We start from the raw sequence: 16,267 nt of genomic DNA on the forward strand, positions 1-16,267 counted from the left end.
ATATAGACCAGGCGGATTCGTTGGATTTTATCTACTCGCAAGTGAAGAATCTGCGTAAGAAATTGAAACAAGCTGAGGCTACCATAGAATTAAAGGCTGTCTATGGATTCGGCTACAAACTCTCCGAACTATGAAGCTGCTGAGCTACACCTACCGCAAACTTGCATTGCTGCTGTTTCTGTTGATGGCAGTGTGGGGTGTGCTGTTCTATTACGCAATCATTGACGAGGTGGTGGATGAGACGGACGATACGTTGGAGAATTACGGTGAGATATTGATGGAGAGTGCGCTTCACGACCCCTCGATACTCGAAACGGAAGGCTCGTTGATGTCTTTCTATAAGTTCACTCCTATATCCGAAGAGGAAGGGCGGCATTACAGACAAGTGTTCTATGATGCTACGGTTTATATCGAACTGGAGGATGAAGACGAACCGGTACGTGTCATGTGTACCGCTTTCCGTATGCCCGACGGGCAATATTATGAGTTGAAACTGATGATTTCCATTTTGGAGCGGGATGACATGGTGGAGGCTATGCTTTGGTATCTGGGAGCGCTGTTCCTGTTGTTTCTCATCTGTACTTCCATCGGCATCCAGTTGGTGCTGAAGGGAGTGTTCCGTCCGTTACATAGGTTGCTTGACTGGCTGCACTGCATTCAGCCCGGCAAGGAGGTGCCTCCATTGGACAACCCGACGAAGATACGGGAGTTCCGCCAGCTGAGCGATGCTGCATTGGATATGGGCAACCGCAGCTACAAGGCATACGAGGAGCAGAAGCAGTTCATCGAGAATGCCTCGCATGAGTTGCAGACACCGCTTGCCATCGTGAGGGGAAAAGTGGAACTGCTGGCTGAGAGTGAAGGGATGACGGAACAGCAAATGGAGCAGCTGGACGAGATATATGCCACGCTGGGGCGTGCCGTAAAACTGAACAAGTCCCTGCTGTTGCTTTCCCGTATAGAGAACGGGCAGTATACCGAGATGGAGGATGTCTCGGTGGATGAGATATTGGATGAACTCTTGCCCGACCTGATGGATATCTATGAACATAAGCAGGTGAGACTGATACGAAAACGGGAGGAGCAGCCTTTTATTATCCGTTGCAACCATTCGCTGGCGCAAATACTGGTTTCCAATCTGGTGAAGAATTCGTTGCTGCACAATAGGGAAGGGGGAGAGTTGCAGGTACTTACCACTCCAACTTCGCTGGTCATAAAGAATACGGGTGATGTTCCTTTGGATGGAGAGAAGTTGTTCCGGCGTTTCTATCATGGCATGGATGGCAAGAAGGACTCCACCGGACTGGGGCTTGCCATAGCGCGTTCCATTGCGTTGTCGTCTTCATTGAAGCTCACGTATGAATGGCAAGACGGTATGCATACCTTCCGTCTGGTTAAAGAAAGTGAAATTTACCGTTAACTGCGATTGTTCCCAAATCTTTCCTAATTCTCTACCGTTATTTGCAGTGTGAATAATATGAAATTTATTAGTAACATTAAAAAATAACGATTATGAAGAAAGTATTGTCTATTCTTGTGTTGGCTCTTGTAGCTGTTCAGTTTGCCTTTGCCGGTGATGTCATCACTCAGGATACCAAGCAGCTTCCGCTGACGGCACGCAATTTTATCAACCAGTATTTCTCGAAACCGCACATTTCACACATCAAGATTGAAAGTGAAATATTGCAGACTAAAAAATATGAAGTGCTGTTGACAGACCGTACGGAAATAGACTTCGACAAGAAAGGAAATTGGTTGGAAGTGGATTGCAAGAAGTCCGCTGTTCCCGAAGCATTGATTCCGGTTCCGGTAAAGGAGTATGTGAAGGCTAACTTCCCGAGAGAGATTATTACTAAAATCGAACGCGGACGTACCGGTGTGGAAATTGAATTGGGTAATGACTACTCTTTGAAGTTCAACAAAAAGGGAAAGTTCGTCAGCATGGACGATTGATTCTCCAGTAACTATTAACCTAAACTTTATAGAGAAATGATGAGAATAAAGATTCAAATGTTGGCGATGATGTTCATCGCCGCCTTGGCACTTGGTGCATGCAGTGATGATGACGACAAGGATGATGTCAAAGTGCCCGAAGCAATGTCACAAGCATTGAAGTCCAAATACCCTTCCGCAATCCATGTGGAATGGGAACAGAAAGGGGGCTATTTCGTTGCAGATTGTAAAGTGGATGGGCAGGAAAAGGATGTATGGTTCAATAATCAGGCGGAATGGCAACTGACGGAAACCGAATTGCTTTGGAATAATCTTCCGGGAACAGTACAGACCTCTTTCAGCGCCAGTGAGTATGCCGGTTGGAAGATAGAGGAGATTGTTCTTTTGGAGTATCCGGTAGTGCCTATGCAGTTTGTCATTGAAGTTGAAAAGGGAAATGCAGAGTATCAATTGTTCTATTCGGAAGAAGGCGGCTTGCTACAGACAAAAGATGTGAGCGGTAATAGGGATGATACGCATTGGCCGGTAAAACTTGATTAGGGATGAGGGGTTAGGGATTAAGGTTCAATATGATTGCACACCCCTAATCCTTCATCCTTAATCCGTAATCTCTAACTACATCGGCTTATAATCCTTCGCCAGTCCTCCTTCGCTGGTTTCTTTGTAGAGGGAGGGCAGGTCGTTTCCGGTTTCTTTCATGACTTCCACCACCTTGTCGAATGATACGCGGTGCATGCCATCGGTGAAGGAGGAGTAAAGGTTGGCATCCAGGGCACGTGCGGCGGCGTAGGCATTACGTTCGATGCACGGGATTTGTACCAACCCACAAACCGGGTCGCAGGTCATTCCCAAATGATGCTCCAATCCCATTTCAGCGGCATATTCTATTTGTGCCGGACTGCCTCCAAACAATTGGTTGGCTGCGGCTGATGCCATGGAACATGCTACGCCTACCTCTGCCTGGCATCCGGCTTCCGCTCCCGAAATGGAAGCGTTGGTCTTCACGATGTTTCCTATCAGTCCGGCTGTGGCAAGGGCACGGAGTATGCGTGTGTCGCTGAACTCCCGGCTTTTTTGCAGATGATAGAGCACTGCCGGTACAATGCCACACGAACCGCAGGTAGGTGCAGTGACAATGACCCCACCTGACGCATTTTCTTCACTTACTGCCAAGGCATAGGCAAATACCAGTCCGCGCGACTGGAGGGAAGCCTTGTAGCCACTGGCACGTATATAATAGGTAGAAGCCTTTCGGCGCAGATTCAGAGGGCCAGGCAAGACTCCTTCACTATCCAATCCCCGTTTTACGGCAGCCTGCATGGTTTTCCATACCTCCTGCAGGTAATCCCAAATGTCGCTTTCCTCGCATTCCTTGACGTACTCCCAGTAACTTTTTCCGGTACGTTCACACCATTGTAGTATTTCGGTCATACTGTTCATTTCGTATACATCCGGGGTGTTTACGGATGATGCTCCGTCATTCTCTTCTGCCAGGGCACCGCCGCCGACACTGAATACAGTCCATTGGTCGGTCTCCTTGCCTTCGCTGTCCAAAGAGACGAATTTCATGCCGTTGGGATGGAAGGGCAGGAATATTTTGGGTTCCCAGATTATTTCTACCGGTGCTGCGGGTTGCAATGTCTCGGTGATGGCAACATTGGTCATGTGTCCCTTGCCGGTAGCGGCGAGGCTTCCGTATAGGGTTACTTGGAATGCGGCTGCTTCGGGATGCCTTTCCAGGAATATCTGAGCTGCCTTGCGCGGTCCCATGGTGTGGCTGCTGGATGGACCGGTACCGATACGGTAGAGTTCTTTGATTGATTTCATATATTTCAGATTTATGATTTAGCTTTAACTATCAATTATCAACTGTCAATTATCCATTAACTCAAGTCCACAACGGTGATGCCTGCTCCGCCGAACTGTATATGTTCGTCGGCAAAGTGGCGCACTCCGGGAACAGTTTCCAGATATTGACGGATAAGCATGCGCAGGATGCCTGTTCCCGTTCCGTGAAGGATACGCACGCGTGACATGCCGACAAGGATGGCGTCATCAATGAAATAGGTAACGGCTTGCAAGGCTTCGTCGCCACGCATGCCACGGACATCAATGTCTTGCTTGAAATGTAGTTTCTTCTCATACATGCTGTCTTGGGTCTGGACGCTGATGAAAGTGCTTTTGGCGGACACGTCAGCTTGTTTGGGCTGCGCGTTGGTGCGTTCCAGCCTGTCCAGCTTGACGGTAGTCTTGATGCTGCCGAACGCGATAATCGCATTCTTGCCGTTCACTTCCATTACCTCGCCCACAGAGGTCTGTCCCTTTATTCTGACGTTGCAGCCGGGGACGATTGCCGCGAGGCGTTCCGCTTCTTTCCGCGCCTGCTGTTCTGCCAAAGCCTGGGCAGACGGTCCGTTCTCTTTTCCATCGCCTGCTTTCTTTTCCTTTTTCCGGTTCTGCTTTTCTTTCAGCTTTTCCATCTTGCGGGCAATTTTTTCTTCCAGTTCCTTGTTGGCAAGCGCTTCCATTGATTCGCGGAAGTCCGTCAACTCCTGGCGGGCCTGGCGTGTCTTTTCTTTTTCTGCCTGGGCTTCTTTGATGGAGCGTATGGTGTTCTCGATGCGTGCATTGGCTTCCTGCATCAGTTGATCCACCTCTTCTTTCGCTTTGCGCAGAATATCCTTCCGGGATTTCTGCAAATCTTCGATTTCGGTCTGATAACGCTCGATGGTCTCTTCCATGTGCTTTTCACGCTGGCGTATTGTCTGGCGTTTGCCTTCCCAATAGCGTTTGTCGCGCACAATGTCCTGCAGGTACTTATCGGCGTTGATGTATTCGCTGCCCACAATTTCCGAGGCATCGGCGATGACATCTTCCGGCAGACCTATCTTGCGGGCAATCTCCACAGCGAACGAACAGCCCGGATTGCCTATCTGTAGTTGGAACAGTGCCTGCATCAGATGGCGGTCGTAGAGCATGGCGCCATTCACTACACCTTCGTGGTCTTCGGCAAAATGCTTCAGGTTCTGGTAGTGTGTGGTGATGACACCGAACGTCTGTTTCTGGTTGAAACGCTTCAATACGGCTTCGGCAATGGCACCTCCTATCTGGGGTTCTGTTCCGCCCCCGAATTCATCAATCAGGATGAGGCTCCGTTCGTTGCAGCTTTTCATCATGATTTTCATGTTCGTAAGGTGGGAGGAGTAGGTGCTCAAATCATCTTCAATGGACTGCTCGTCACCGATGTCGATGAATATACTGCTGAATATTCCGGCATGACTGCGTTCGTGCATCGGGATGAGTAGTCCGGATTGCAGCATGTATTGTAATAAGCCTACTGTCTTTAAGCAGACGGACTTGCCGCCTGCGTTCGGACCGGAGATGATGAGGATACGTTGCTTCTCATTCAGTTCGATGTCAAGCGGTACGACTTTTTTGCCATGTTTGGCGAGAGAAAGTTGCAAGAGTGGGTGTACCGCCATTGTCCAGTCCAGCAGTTGCTTGTTTTCGAGAGCCGGTTTCAGTCCGGATATTTGCTCGGCAAACAATGCTTTGGCACGTATGAAGTCTATTTCGGCAAGGAACTCGTATGATAGCAGTACGTCGGGGATGGAGGGACGCAACTGGTTGGAGAAGCCCGTCAGGATGCGGATAATTTCTCTGCGTTCGTCACCTTCAAGTTCTCGTATGCGATTGTTGGCTTCCACTACTTCGGCAGGCTCGATGAATACGGTTTTACCACTGGCCGACTCGTCGTGTACAATACCGCGTATTTTCCGTTTCAGTGCCGGTGCAACGGGAATGACCAGACGGCCGTCACGCATGGTGGGTGTTACGTCTTTGTCCACAACGCCCTCGGACTGGGCATTTCGTAGAATACTGTTCAGTGAGCGGGAGATGCTTCCCATAGTACTTGCCAGTTCCCGGCGGATGCGTGCCAACTCTGTAGAGGCATTGTCCTTGATTTTTCCGTAAGGAGAGAGGATGCCGTTTATTTTTGCTATGAGCTGTGGGAAAACGGTGATGTCTCCTGCCAGTCTTTTCAGACAAGGGTAGGGGGAAGTGCCCTCTTCCTCATCATCGTCGCTTTTCTGTAGGAAGCGTACAATATCACGTATGGTTTCTAGTGAACGGCGCAGGTCAAAGAGCTCTTGTTCATCTAGATACATGCCTTCCACGCGTATGCGTTTCAGTGACGGACGTACATCAAAAAAGTATTGTGCCGGGAAGTTGTCTTCTTCTTGGAGTATGCGTACAAATTCAGTGACTTGGTCCAAACGCTCCTCCACCTCTCCAAAGTGGTCGGAGAATGCCATGTCCATCACCCGTTCTTCGCCAAGTGTACTGAGGCATTTTTCTTTCAGCAATTGGCGTATTTGGTCGAAACCTATTTTCTGTTCAAAGTTCTGCGGATATATCATGGTGCAAAAGTACTATTAATTCATGAAAAAAGAGAAAGGAAGTTTGCAGAATTAAAAATGATTTGTACCTTTGCACCGCTTTAAAGAGGAAAGCACTTCCCGAAAAGGAAGTTTTAGGAGAGGTGGCAGAGTGGTCGATTGCGGCGGTCTTGAAAACCGTTGTGCTGCGAGGCACCCGGGGTTCGAATCCCTGTCTCTCCGCTGAACGTGCTGGACAGAAATGGTCAGCAAACGGACAAAAAGCTACAAATCAATGATTTGTGGCTTTTTTTATTGCCCGAAAGTCCTGCTTCCAAGACTTCAAAAGTACGGTAAAAGACAAAGTTTCGTTACTAAATCGTTACCTATTCCCTGCCGGACAAAAACGGTAACGATTTGTCCATAAATGACCTGATAATGACTTGATTAGTCCATAGTCTGCATAACTCGAAAACGAGAGGTAAAAATTAATTTTGCAACTAAAAAAAGTGAGTTATGAAATCGACATTCAAGGTTCTTTTTTATTTGAAGAAAGGTTCTGAAAAGAAAAACGGCGAGGTTATGATTATGGCACGCATCACCATAGACGGCAAACTTTGCCAGTTCAGTACGAAACAGAGCATCCAGCCCGACAACTGGAGCATTGCCGCAGGCAAAGCCAAAGGCAGGGATGCCGGAAGAATAAACGCCCTGCTGGACGACATACGTTCTTCCCTGAACACCATTTACCACGAAATGCAGCGGCGTGACAACTACGTGACTGCCGAGAAAGTGAAGAACGAGTTCTTGGGACACAGCGAGAGCCACGAAACAATCCTTTCATTGTTCCAAAAGCACAATGACGATGTGAAGCAGCTTGTGGGCATATCCAAGACGATAGCGACCTACCGCAAGTATGAAGTGACCCGCCGCCACCTCGCTGAATTTATCCAAAGCAAGTACAACGTATCGGACATATCCATAAAGGAGATAAGCCCAATGTTCATTACCGATTTTGAGTTGTATTTGCGTACCGCCTGCAAGTGCGGTTACAACACCACCGCCAAGTTCATGCAGTTCTTCAAGCGCATCATCATCATTGCCCGCAACAACGGCATACTGGTGGGTGACCCGTTCGCCAGCTACAAAATCAGGCTGGAAAAAGTGGATAGGGGCTACTTGACGGAGGACGAGATAAAAATCATCCTTAAAAAGAAAATGGTTTCCGAACGGCTGGAACACGTCAGGGACTTGTTCGTCTTTTCCTGTTTCTGCGGTTTGGCTTACAGCGATGTCGCCAACTTGCGGCAGGAGAATATCCAAAAGTCCTTTGACGGTAACCTTTGGATAATCACCAAGCGGCAAAAGACGAATACGGACGTGAATGTTCCCCTGCTGGATATTCCCAAGATGATTTTGAAGAAGTACAAGGGCAAGTTGCCGGACGGCAAGATACTTCCCGTAATCAGCAATCAGAAGCTAAACGCCTACTTGAAAGAGATTGCCGATATATGCGGTATTAAAAAGAACCTGACATTCCACCTTGCCCGGCACACGTTCGCCACGACCACCACGCTGTCAAAGGGCGTACCCATTGAAACGGTGTCCAAGATGCTGGGACACACAAACATAGAAACCACGCAAATTTACGCCCGCATCACCAACAGCAAGATAGGCAGCGATATGCAGGGGCTTGACAAGAAGTTTGTCGGCATCGAGAAGATTTACAAGGAAGTCGCCATGTAATCTTGATTATTGGGAACTGGTCACAATTTGTGACCAGTCCTTACTATTATTCCGACATTGCTAAATCTCCTAAAATATACGATTATGGATTTGCAGATTATCCAAAACAAGATTTTTGAGGTCAGAGGTTGCCGGGTGATGCTCGATTATCATTTGGCAGAACTCTACCAAGTGGAAACACGAGCCTTGAAGCAGGCGGTCAAGCGCAATATCGAGCGTTTTCCGGGTGATTTTATGTTTGTACTCACCCAAGAGGAAGCTAACTTGCTGTTATCCATAGGGGTATCACAAAATGTGATACCCCCTGATTACAACTTCGGCGTTGCTATGCCTATGGCTTTCACCGAGCAGGGCGTAGCCATGCTTTCTTCGGTTCTCCGCTCCAAAGTAGCCATAGAAGTAAACATTTCAATCATGCGGGCTTTTGTCCTCATGCGCCAAATGGCAATCGGTTACGAGGAACTGTCAAGGCGCATCGAGGAACTGGAGGTAAGCACCGATGCGCAGTTCAACGAACTGTACCAAGCCCTTACCCAGCTTCTAAGCCAGTCGAAACAACAGAAAGAACGCCGTCCGGTAGGTTTCGTTACCTATAACCGTGACAAAAACGAATAGGTAACGATTTCGGTAACGAAATTCCGCCTAACAAACTATATCCCAATAAAGTACATTCTTCCACCTTGCGGGCAGTCCACCGACTACCCGCATTTTTTATATCCTTTTCCAACTGGCACATTCCCCGAAACGCCAGCCGTGCGTGGCATGGCTGACTGTATTTCGTGAAAAGAGCCGTTGGAAACCCGCACAAGCGTATTGCAAGCAAGCTCACAACACCCTTGCCTTTCCCGCCCGCATGGAGTGTTCCCTAAAAGATGAAAGAGAACAGGCACTTTTCCCGGTTTCCCTATCTGTAAATCTTCCTCTTACGCAGTCCCCCAGCCGGGACAGTCGTTTTAATCATTTCAATAGGCAAAGGTAGTTACGTGTTCTTCACGATTTTGCAAGGTCGAGCCGTTCCGGTTTGGCGAAAAAATCTTCCCTGCCTTGCGAGGTATTTTTTGCCCAAAACCTTGCAAACTCTAAACACTACCCTTTTACGCCTATGTGAAACGAAAACGACCGACCCGACCGGAAGACGCATAAAAAAAAAGTCGGATTTACGGGAAACAGGAAAAAAGTTCAGTGAAACTTCAACTCCCTCACCTCTCAAATCCGCATAAAATTAAAAACTTAAAAAATTACAGCAATATGGAAGCAAAGGTATTATCGGAAGCAAAAGTTTATGTAGGCACTTATGCCAAGTACAACAACGGTTCATTGTCCGGCGCATGGCTCGACCTTTCGGACTATTCGGACAAGGAAGAATTTTATGAAGCCTGCCGGGAGCTGCACAAGGACGAGGAAGATGCGGAATACATGTTTCAGGACTGGGAGAACGTGCCGGAGGGCTTAATCGGCGAAAGCTGGATTTCTGAAAACTTCTTTGCCCTGCGTGATGCGGTGGAGGATTTGAGCGACACCGAGCAGGAAGCCTTTTTCGTGTGGTGCAACTATAAAAGCCATGATTTGGGCGAGGAAGATGCGGACGACCTTGTACGGGATTTCCGGGATGAATATCAAGGGGAATATGACGATGAAGAAGATTTCGCCTATGAAATTGTAGAGGAATGTTACGACCTGCCGGAGTTCGCAAAGACCTATTTCGATTACAAACAGTTTGCCCGTGACCTGTTCATGTGCGATTACTGGTTTGATGACGGCTTTGTGTTCCGTGCGGCATAACAACCAATCCGGGCGGGGTGTCAAAGCCCTGCCCGCTTAAAACAACCAAGTTTATAACCATAAAAAAATAAGACATCATGCAGTCACTTAACAAAAACGGGGTAAGCATCACCCAAACACCGGGAGAAGAAAAATACGTGAAATGTTGCTTAGGCGCATTCAGGGGACAGATTTATTTTCAATATGACTACCGGCACTTTGACGGCGAACTTTTCAGCACGGTAGCCAAAACGCTGGACGAGTGCCGCCGCAGGCGTGACGAATGGGTAGCGAAGAAGAACGGAGTAATAAACAAGTAAATTTCAGGGACATGAAAACGACAGAAGTAAACAAGGAGCTTATCGGCAGGCGTTGCGAGTGTATTTTTACGGGCTTAATGGTAACGGGCGTTATCGAGGACACAGAAGAAAACGAACACACCATAGAGGTAAAAGTCCGTTTCGACCACCCGCACCAGTGGGGCGATGATTTGTATAATGATGTGTGGGCGTGGGGGCGCAAAATAGACGAGTTCGGCACGCTGCACCATTTGCAACTGTTGGAGGACAAACCGGACTTTCAGATAATGACGGTAGTTTTCGGCGAGCCAATCAGCCGGATAGACCGCAGTGTTTTTGCAGATGTGGAAACGTGGGGCGTCTGTTCCCTGCAAGGCTGGGTAAACAGATATGAAAGTGTCCGGTTTGTAGCCATAGACGACCATACGGCAATCATCACGGGCGAATATAACATGGAGCAGGTAAAGGTGTGGTTAGAGAAATACACGTCCATAAAGAGCCTTAAAACCAGTTGATAGAGGACGGCGGCTGCTTGCCGCCGTTACTTTCTTCCGTGAGCCTGCCAGCGGGTGAAGAAAGTAACAAAGAAGCCTTTCGTTTTCCCTATCATGGAAACAGCCCGCCGATGCTTCCCGGCGGGCTGTCTGCCCGATATTTACGCTTTGCGTATCATTCCATACCCGGTTTCCCAAGAGGATGATAAAAACGGATGTCGCAACTATAAATCCTCATAGTGAATAAATTTTACCCCAAGTATGCACACGGTTTCTTCTTCCTCGATGTCATATTTCCATGTCCGTTTATTGACAAGCATTTCCGTTTCGCAATCGAACCATACCATTACGGGCGCATCATCTTCTTCGTCCGCCCATTTGAAAACCTGATTGGACGGCGTTTTCCATAATTCAGCACTGTCACGTTCGGAAATACAGTCCTTGTCCACAATGATGATGTCACCTACTGCCGGAACTGTATCTGTTTCCAACGTGGTTTCTATGTACCACGAGATGCCTTCTATATCCAATTCTATTTTTACCATGTCGTTTTATTATTAGGGGGTTATTGTTTCCGTTCCTTCTTCGCTGTTGTCATTATTAAATGATAGTGTAAGTTGCTGCATCTGCCCGAAGCTGTCGATGATATAAATGTCAATCGTCTGCTGGTCTGTCGATGCCGAGGTGTAGTAGAGCCGGAATGTTTCTTTCTCCAGCGGGTAAAAGTCATTGGGCAGGAACACCGTGCCGTTATCCATTTCCAGCTTCCCTTTGCCGTCCGGCTGGAAGTACCTTATCTGATAGGTAGTCGGCTGGTAGTAGCCGCCACGCACCAGTTGGCAACGTATTTCGGCGGTTTCCCCGACTTTCAGCCTTTTGGGTACTGGCAGCGTTTCAATGCTGAACGGGTACGCCTGCTGAATATCCAAGTTGTCATTACAGGCGGTGACAAGTACAAGGGCGGCCACGATGCAGCAGCCCATGATGATTTTATACATTACATTCTTCATATACATTATATATAGGGGTTATCAAAATAAAGTAGTCGTTTGCCTAATTCGGGCGGCAACTTCCCTGACGACCGGAACACTGACCGCATTTCCGAGCAAGGCATAACGGTGTATCTTCGCTATCTCTTTCCTCTCTCCGTCATATATCCCGTATCTGGTATAGTTGTCGGGAAAGCCTTGCAGCCTTTCGCATTCCACTTCCGTAAGCATACGTACTTGTGAAAGCTGGCTTGCTGTCAGCTTGCCGTTATAGGTTTCGCCTTTTTTCAGGCACAAGACATAATTCCCAATGTTGGGCTGCCTGCCGTAGTTCCTTGTTATAGTTCCGCTTGGACGAGCAGCGGGTTCATCACCCCCGACCTTACCATACATTCCACCCGGCGCCGGGAAAGGAAATATGTCTGCGGTACATTTCTTTGCAGCACGTCCGACAAGGTACATTCGCTCCCGATTTTGGGGTAGAAACCATGCCGTATTAAACAGTTGCCATTCAAGTCTATAACCGCCAATGTCGGCAAACGCTTTGACAATGCTCCAAAAATCCGGGCGATGTCTTGCGAAGAATATTCCCTTAACGTTCTCCCATATAAAAACGTCAGGTCTGAAACGCCTAACGGCTTCGACTGCATATCTGACAAGGTGGCTTTCTCCCCCTTGCAGTCCCTTTCCGTCCCCGATTGCGCTAAAATTTTGGCAAGGGCTTCCGAAAGTGACAATGTGTGGACGTTCGATGCCGACTTCCCCGATATTTGTAACTGTTCCGATGTGTTCCGCATAAGGAAAATTGTATTTGAAGTTAGCGATTGCGTGTTTGTCTATCTCTGAAAAATATACCTTGTCGAAAGTATATCCGGCGGCTTCCAGCCCCTTGCTGAAACCGCCAATGCCCGAAAATAATTCCAGCAGTACCATAGGCTAATTGATAATGAATTTCAGTCCCAAAGATACCTGCGTGTGGAACTTACCTATGTCCGAGCCGAACAACGCCCGTTCCCTTGCGTTCAACAGCAAAGCCACCCGGTCGGTCAGGTAGGTTTCCAGTTCCAGTGTCAGCGCACCGCCGTAAATGAAGCAGTCCTTATCCAGCAAGGTAGAGCCGTCCGGCAGCAGCTTTTCGCTTCGGTTGCTTGTTTCGTACCCGGCGAGAGCCGACAAGCCCAATGAAAGGAAAAAGGTCTTTCTCCTGTCCGATAGGAATTTCAGGTAATAGCCGCCCTCTGCGGTGAACTGTTCTACGGGTATCTGCATATCCTTGTAGTCATACTTCTTGTGCAGGTATTCCCCGCCAATCACCCAGCGGTTTGCGTTCTTGGTGTAAACGCTGTACGCCGCCCCGATGTGGTAGGCAAAATCCGTATTGGCGTTCCAATGCACCCCGTCCGTCATGCCCGCCGTGACCTGCAAGCCTTTCATGCCCGGCAGGTATCTTTGTGCGTGTGCCTGAAACGAGGTCAGGCACAGCGCAAAAAGCATCATTATAAAGATGTGTTTCTTCATTCCTATTTGATTTTGAGTTCGTCAATCACTTCCGCGTTCACGATGTCGGCGTTCTCCACCCGTATGGTCTGATGCCGCCCGCCGTTTTTCTCGTAGAGTTCCACCAACAGCAGTTTGTCGTCAGGAATGGTGAACTTCGGCAGGGCGTACACCGTGCGGACGGTGCTTTTCCCGGCAATCTCTACTACCTCGTTGTAACTGCGTACCGCATCCAGCACCGTTTCCTGAATAGCCGTGCGTTTGGGTACTTTCTTATCGACTATCTTAAACTTGATGAAATCGGTATCGAAAGGCACGTTGGAACTGTTCTTCGTCTGCGTGTGTACATAGAGCATCCCGTTATAGGTGTAAATCCCCTTGATTAAGAACTGTATGCCGAAACGCTTGCTACCCAAGTGGCGCACTTTCCGGTCATTGTTCTTGTAGATGCTCTGCATTATCAGCTTCACCAGTAGCGGGCTTTCATTGCCCAGTTCCCGGAAATAGATGTTCATGCGAGTATGCGAGAAATCGGACGTATCTTCATTTTCCAAGAAGTCTTTCATTTCGATATTGAGCATTTCCGGTTCACGGGCGTACTTGGCATTGAATGAAAAGAAACTGCCGTCCTCGCAGATAACGGAGAAGTTCGTTTCGCCCGGAAAGCCCTCTGTCGTGGCTTTCACCCGGATTACGTTCTCCGCACCGTCCGCCTTACCCGCTATGATGTGGTTGCTTCCCAAATCCACGTAGCGGACGGCGGCGGGGAAGATGATATGCACCGTCTTGGCAAAGGTCACTTCCACGCCGTAGGGCGTTACCATTTGTCGGTAAGGCAGTTTCCGGGTAATGCCCCGGTACAAGTCGTTGCCAGCCGCATACTTCACGGTGTCAGTAGTTTGTGCGTTTGCCGCACACACGCCCAGTAAGAGGGCGAGCAATACAAAAATCTGTTTCATTGTCAATTAAAATTTTAGTGGATGAATATTTGTTGAGTAATTATTGCTGTTTGGCGTAAAGCATCACCTTGTACCCGGCTTTCAGCTTCACTTTCACGGTTCGGAACTTCTTGGCGAGGTAGCCGGACGTTCCTTGCAGCAATCCCCTTGTCACGTCCATAGCCACCTGCTGCCCGGCACTTTGGGCAAAGGATATGCTTGTACCCAGCCCGCTTCCGATATTCGCCATAGCTTCGTTGAACGCTTCCTGCTCCATAGAGGACGGTACGGAAAGCCCCTTTTGCCCGTCCGTGTCGAACACGGCGAGTTCCACCGGGATGATGTTGCCAGCGTACTCAATCGAGGACACCAGTATGTCGAGCCGTTCGCCCTGCACCTTTGCCGTCCCCGCCACGAGGGTATTCTTCGGCACAACGATATTTCCCGCCTGCATGGGTTCGAGCAGCCGTAGTTTCACCGCCTGCCCGTCCACCAGCGTTTGGTCTTGGTGGATGCAGGCGGCTACCGTGTTCTTTCCCATAGCGTGCCTACCGCCGTGTTGAAGCCGTAGTTTCGTGGCTGGCTGTAAGCCCGGATGAAGTCGGCATCGCTCATGGGCTGCTGCAATCCCGAAACGGTCGTTTCCCGGATAGCCTGCACCGCCACCGCATCCGGCTTGCGTTCAATGCCGCCCGTTACCGGGACTTGTGCGACTTGTCCCTGCCCGCCGTTCATGTACCTTGCCGCCAGCTCGTAGGACTTTTCCAAGAGAGCCATTTGGTCGTCAGCCGTAGGCGTGGCGTTCTGCTGTTGTTTCAGTCGGTCGGTCAGTTCCGCCACCTGCCGTTTCAATTCCTCTTTTTCCTCGTCCACAGGGGGCGTTTCGTAGAACGTGCTTAACTGGCGGTTGATGTCCCGGTAAGCCGCCCGTGAAGAAGTACCGCCGCCCCTTTGTGGCTTCGGATCTTCTTCCGGCATCAGATTGATTTCCTCTTGTGGTTCTTCCGTATCATCGTCCAGCGTGAAACCGAAGTCCTGCAAGGATTGTATCTTGTCCTGCTGTTTGCGGCTTATCACCGCCTGCTCGTAAGCCTTTTGCTTGTCGGCTATAATCCCGTCCTCTGCGGGCAGGGGTATGTCGGCATTGAAGCCGCCCACGCTTTCCACATTCACGTCCTCTTTGCCGGAGGGTGCGAATATCAGGTACATGCACCCTGCAAAGGCAAGGAACATCAGCGGGAAGACTATCATTTTCCTGCGCTGCTGCACCTGCTGCGGGGTAAGTTCCCGTTTGGGCTTGTCTTCCTTTTTCGGCTTCCCGTCCGCCTGCGGTACGGTCGTGCCGTTCTCATTCTTCTGTACTTCTTCCATATTGCGGTCTGTTTAACGGGTTGATACTTTTGGTTGTGTCGTTGCCGTGCAACGGCAGTTGCCTGATGTGTTCTATTTGCAGCCTTTGCCCGTCCCGTTTCCCGATATTGTATATTGATGAAACGGTGATGTAGATAGACAAGCCGCCGAAAAAGAAGAACATCACGAGGATAACCGCCAGCCTTTTGCCCGGCGTAATCCGTCCGCACATCCGGCGCAGGCGGTCGTCCGCCCAGTCCCTCACCTTTTCGATGTGGTTTCGTTTTCTTTCCATAAGGCTATCTTTTAATGGTCTGCAAATCCTTGTTCTCGGTAATGGTGAACGCTTCGATGATGAAGCCGTGCGGGTTGTTGTCGCTCCGTGTGGCGTTAAGCAACCGGCACGAGGTCACAAGGCTTCGCACCGTCAGGCTGCTTTCCCGGACAATCAACTGGCGGGCATACGTGTTCACCTTGTAGGGGTACTGGTCGAAGTCGCACTTCACGCTGTCAATCTCCACCGTCTGCGTGACGTTTCCGGAAATCACCCGGTTGTAGTAGCCCTTTTCCGCCAAGTCCTTGTAATAGTTGAAAGCGGTCTTGTCGGCGAGAAACAACGAGCGTTTGATGTTGCTTTCGATAGCCCCCTTTTCGGGTGATAAGGTGAAGAAAAGTTCGTGGAAACGCCGCACGTGCGACTTCGCTTCCACGGGTCTGTTTTGTGCCATGTCCTGCGAGAGTGCCAGCATCAGGCTTTTGCCGTTGTCGAGGACGTATATCTTCTGCCGCTGCTTCTCGGCGAAGCTGTACGAGTTCCACACGGCAAAGCCCGTCACCAGTGCGCACAGGCAGATGAATACC

17 protein-coding genes, 1 tRNA gene and 2 pseudogenes are annotated in these 16,267 nt (G+C 49.3%); 10 read left to right on the forward strand and 10 right to left on the reverse strand.

Annotated features, from left to right (window positions below):
- The 4 genes and pseudogenes from ABUA47_RS13035 to ABUA47_RS13050 all read left to right on the forward strand — a co-directional run.
- Positions 1 to 134, forward strand: a pseudogene (locus ABUA47_RS13035) (helix-turn-helix domain-containing protein); the annotation flags it as partial.
- Positions 131 to 1,420 (forward strand): sensor histidine kinase, encoded by a 1,290-nt coding sequence (locus ABUA47_RS13040; RefSeq protein ID WP_009038161.1) that lies wholly within the window; start codon positions 131 to 133, stop codon positions 1,418 to 1,420. The pseudogene ABUA47_RS13035 and the gene ABUA47_RS13040, both read left to right, overlap by 4 nt.
- A 92-nt stretch (positions 1,421 to 1,512) precedes the next feature.
- Entirely contained in the window at positions 1,513 to 1,953 is a 441-nt protein-coding gene (locus ABUA47_RS13045; protein WP_005831697.1) for a PepSY-like domain-containing protein, read from the forward strand.
- A 36-nt stretch (positions 1,954 to 1,989) separates the two neighbouring features.
- On the forward strand, positions 1,990 to 2,493 hold the full coding sequence (locus ABUA47_RS13050) for a PepSY-like domain-containing protein (protein ID WP_009038162.1): 504 nt from the start codon (positions 1,990 to 1,992) through the stop codon (positions 2,491 to 2,493).
- Between the two features lie 75 nt (positions 2,494 to 2,568).
- On the opposite strand, the gene ABUA47_RS13055 is transcribed toward ABUA47_RS13050, so the two are convergent.
- Both ABUA47_RS13055 and ABUA47_RS13060 read right to left on the reverse strand, forming a co-directional pair.
- Entirely contained in the window at positions 2,569 to 3,780 is a 1,212-nt protein-coding gene (locus ABUA47_RS13055) for an L-serine ammonia-lyase (protein ID WP_005831694.1), read from the reverse strand.
- 56 nt (positions 3,781 to 3,836) lie between these two features.
- Positions 3,837 to 6,374 (reverse strand): endonuclease MutS2, encoded by a 2,538-nt coding sequence (locus ABUA47_RS13060; RefSeq protein ID WP_035448885.1) that lies wholly within the window; start codon positions 6,372 to 6,374, stop codon positions 3,837 to 3,839.
- Between the two features lie 116 nt (positions 6,375 to 6,490).
- Between ABUA47_RS13060 and ABUA47_RS13065 the strand changes: the two genes are divergently transcribed.
- From ABUA47_RS13065 to ABUA47_RS13090, 6 genes are all read left to right on the forward strand, one after another.
- A tRNA-Ser gene (locus ABUA47_RS13065) sits at positions 6,491 to 6,575 on the forward strand.
- Between the two features lie 273 nt (positions 6,576 to 6,848).
- Positions 6,849 to 8,078: a site-specific integrase gene (locus ABUA47_RS13070; RefSeq protein ID WP_008648492.1), complete on the forward strand. Its 1,230-nt coding sequence runs from the start codon at positions 6,849 to 6,851 to the stop codon at positions 8,076 to 8,078.
- 84 nt (positions 8,079 to 8,162) lie between these two features.
- Positions 8,163 to 8,693: an ORF6N domain-containing protein gene (locus ABUA47_RS13075; protein WP_005924231.1), complete on the forward strand. Its 531-nt coding sequence runs from the start codon at positions 8,163 to 8,165 to the stop codon at positions 8,691 to 8,693.
- 633 nt (positions 8,694 to 9,326) lie between these two features.
- The gene (locus tag ABUA47_RS13080; RefSeq protein ID WP_004327304.1) at positions 9,327 to 9,860 is read left to right on the forward strand and encodes an antirestriction protein ArdA; all 534 of its coding nucleotides are present in this window, start codon (positions 9,327 to 9,329) and stop codon (positions 9,858 to 9,860) included.
- Positions 9,861 to 9,937: 77 nt separating this feature from the next.
- On the forward strand, positions 9,938 to 10,159 hold the full coding sequence (locus ABUA47_RS13085; protein ID WP_055170732.1) for a DUF3873 domain-containing protein: 222 nt from the start codon (positions 9,938 to 9,940) through the stop codon (positions 10,157 to 10,159).
- Positions 10,160 to 10,170: 11 nt separating this feature from the next.
- Positions 10,171 to 10,653: a DUF6956 domain-containing protein gene (locus tag ABUA47_RS13090; protein WP_349831656.1), complete on the forward strand. Its 483-nt coding sequence runs from the start codon at positions 10,171 to 10,173 to the stop codon at positions 10,651 to 10,653.
- A 203-nt stretch (positions 10,654 to 10,856) separates the two neighbouring features.
- Here the strand turns inward: ABUA47_RS13090 and ABUA47_RS13095 are convergent, their stop codons facing one another.
- The 8 genes and pseudogenes from ABUA47_RS13095 to traK form a co-directional block, all read right to left on the reverse strand.
- On the reverse strand, positions 10,857 to 11,177 hold the full coding sequence (locus ABUA47_RS13095) for a hypothetical protein (RefSeq protein WP_004308767.1): 321 nt from the start codon (positions 11,175 to 11,177) through the stop codon (positions 10,857 to 10,859).
- Between the two features lie 12 nt (positions 11,178 to 11,189).
- A complete protein-coding gene (locus tag ABUA47_RS13100) occupies positions 11,190 to 11,648 on the reverse strand; it encodes a DUF3872 domain-containing protein (protein WP_011202369.1) in 459 nt (152 codons plus the stop codon).
- Positions 11,649 to 11,663: 15 nt separating this feature from the next.
- Positions 11,664 to 12,554 carry a DNA cytosine methyltransferase gene (locus tag ABUA47_RS13105; RefSeq protein WP_011202370.1) on the reverse strand — a complete coding sequence of 297 codons (891 nt, stop codon included), beginning with the start codon at positions 12,552 to 12,554 and terminating at the stop codon, positions 11,664 to 11,666.
- Between the two features lie 3 nt (positions 12,555 to 12,557).
- Entirely contained in the window at positions 12,558 to 13,139 is a 582-nt protein-coding gene (locus ABUA47_RS13110; protein WP_211459183.1) for a conjugal transfer protein TraO, read from the reverse strand.
- Between the two features lie 2 nt (positions 13,140 to 13,141).
- Positions 13,142 to 14,077, reverse strand: coding sequence for a conjugative transposon protein TraN (gene traN, locus ABUA47_RS13115; RefSeq protein WP_217739311.1), 936 nt, complete (start codon positions 14,075 to 14,077; stop codon positions 13,142 to 13,144).
- Positions 14,078 to 14,117: 40 nt separating this feature from the next.
- Positions 14,118 to 15,427, reverse strand: a pseudogene (gene traM / locus ABUA47_RS13120) (conjugative transposon protein TraM).
- Positions 15,405 to 15,701, reverse strand: a complete 297-nt coding sequence (locus ABUA47_RS13125) for a TraL conjugative transposon family protein (RefSeq protein ID WP_008648481.1) — start codon at positions 15,699 to 15,701, stop codon at positions 15,405 to 15,407. The pseudogene traM and the gene ABUA47_RS13125 overlap by 23 nt, the downstream one beginning before the upstream one ends.
- A 4-nt stretch (positions 15,702 to 15,705) precedes the next feature.
- On the reverse strand, positions 15,706 to 16,267 hold a 562-nt coding region (gene traK / locus ABUA47_RS13130; RefSeq protein ID WP_349831658.1), incomplete at its 5' end, for a conjugative transposon protein TraK.

The sequence above is a fragment of the Bacteroides sp. RTP31139st1_H2_RTP31139_211217 genome (genome assembly GCF_040227615.1).
Classification (GTDB): Bacteria; Bacteroidota; Bacteroidia; order Bacteroidales; family Bacteroidaceae; genus Bacteroides; species Bacteroides uniformis.

What these genes read in the sequence shown, in the direction of transcription:
- ABUA47_RS13095 (WP_004308767.1), bottom strand. Translation starts at nt 11,177, where the DNA reads ATGGTAAAAATAGAATTGGATATAGAAGGCATCTCGTGGTACATAGAA.
- ABUA47_RS13125 (WP_008648481.1), bottom strand. Translation starts at nt 15,701, where the DNA reads ATGGAAAGAAAACGAAACCACATCGAAAAGGTGAGGGACTGGGCGGAC.
- ABUA47_RS13045 (WP_005831697.1), top strand. Translation starts at nt 1,513, where the DNA reads ATGAAGAAAGTATTGTCTATTCTTGTGTTGGCTCTTGTAGCTGTTCAG.
- ABUA47_RS13075 (WP_005924231.1), top strand. Translation starts at nt 8,163, where the DNA reads ATGGATTTGCAGATTATCCAAAACAAGATTTTTGAGGTCAGAGGTTGC.
- ABUA47_RS13080 (WP_004327304.1), top strand. Translation starts at nt 9,327, where the DNA reads ATGGAAGCAAAGGTATTATCGGAAGCAAAAGTTTATGTAGGCACTTAT.
- ABUA47_RS13060 (WP_035448885.1), bottom strand. Translation starts at nt 6,374, where the DNA reads ATGATATATCCGCAGAACTTTGAACAGAAAATAGGTTTCGACCAAATA.
- ABUA47_RS13050 (WP_009038162.1), top strand. Translation starts at nt 1,990, where the DNA reads ATGATGAGAATAAAGATTCAAATGTTGGCGATGATGTTCATCGCCGCC.
- ABUA47_RS13085 (WP_055170732.1), top strand. Translation starts at nt 9,938, where the DNA reads ATGCAGTCACTTAACAAAAACGGGGTAAGCATCACCCAAACACCGGGA.
- ABUA47_RS13040 (WP_009038161.1), top strand. Translation starts at nt 131, where the DNA reads ATGAAGCTGCTGAGCTACACCTACCGCAAACTTGCATTGCTGCTGTTT.
- ABUA47_RS13110 (WP_211459183.1), bottom strand. Translation starts at nt 13,139, where the DNA reads ATGAAGAAACACATCTTTATAATGATGCTTTTTGCGCTGTGCCTGACC.
- ABUA47_RS13055 (WP_005831694.1), bottom strand. Translation starts at nt 3,780, where the DNA reads ATGAAATCAATCAAAGAACTCTACCGTATCGGTACCGGTCCATCCAGC.
- ABUA47_RS13090 (WP_349831656.1), top strand. Translation starts at nt 10,171, where the DNA reads ATGAAAACGACAGAAGTAAACAAGGAGCTTATCGGCAGGCGTTGCGAG.
- ABUA47_RS13105 (WP_011202370.1), bottom strand. Translation starts at nt 12,554, where the DNA reads ATGGTACTGCTGGAATTATTTTCGGGCATTGGCGGTTTCAGCAAGGGG.
- ABUA47_RS13100 (WP_011202369.1), bottom strand. Translation starts at nt 11,648, where the DNA reads ATGTATATGAAGAATGTAATGTATAAAATCATCATGGGCTGCTGCATC.
- traN (WP_217739311.1), bottom strand. Translation starts at nt 14,077, where the DNA reads ATGAAACAGATTTTTGTATTGCTCGCCCTCTTACTGGGCGTGTGTGCG.
- ABUA47_RS13070 (WP_008648492.1), top strand. Translation starts at nt 6,849, where the DNA reads ATGAAATCGACATTCAAGGTTCTTTTTTATTTGAAGAAAGGTTCTGAA.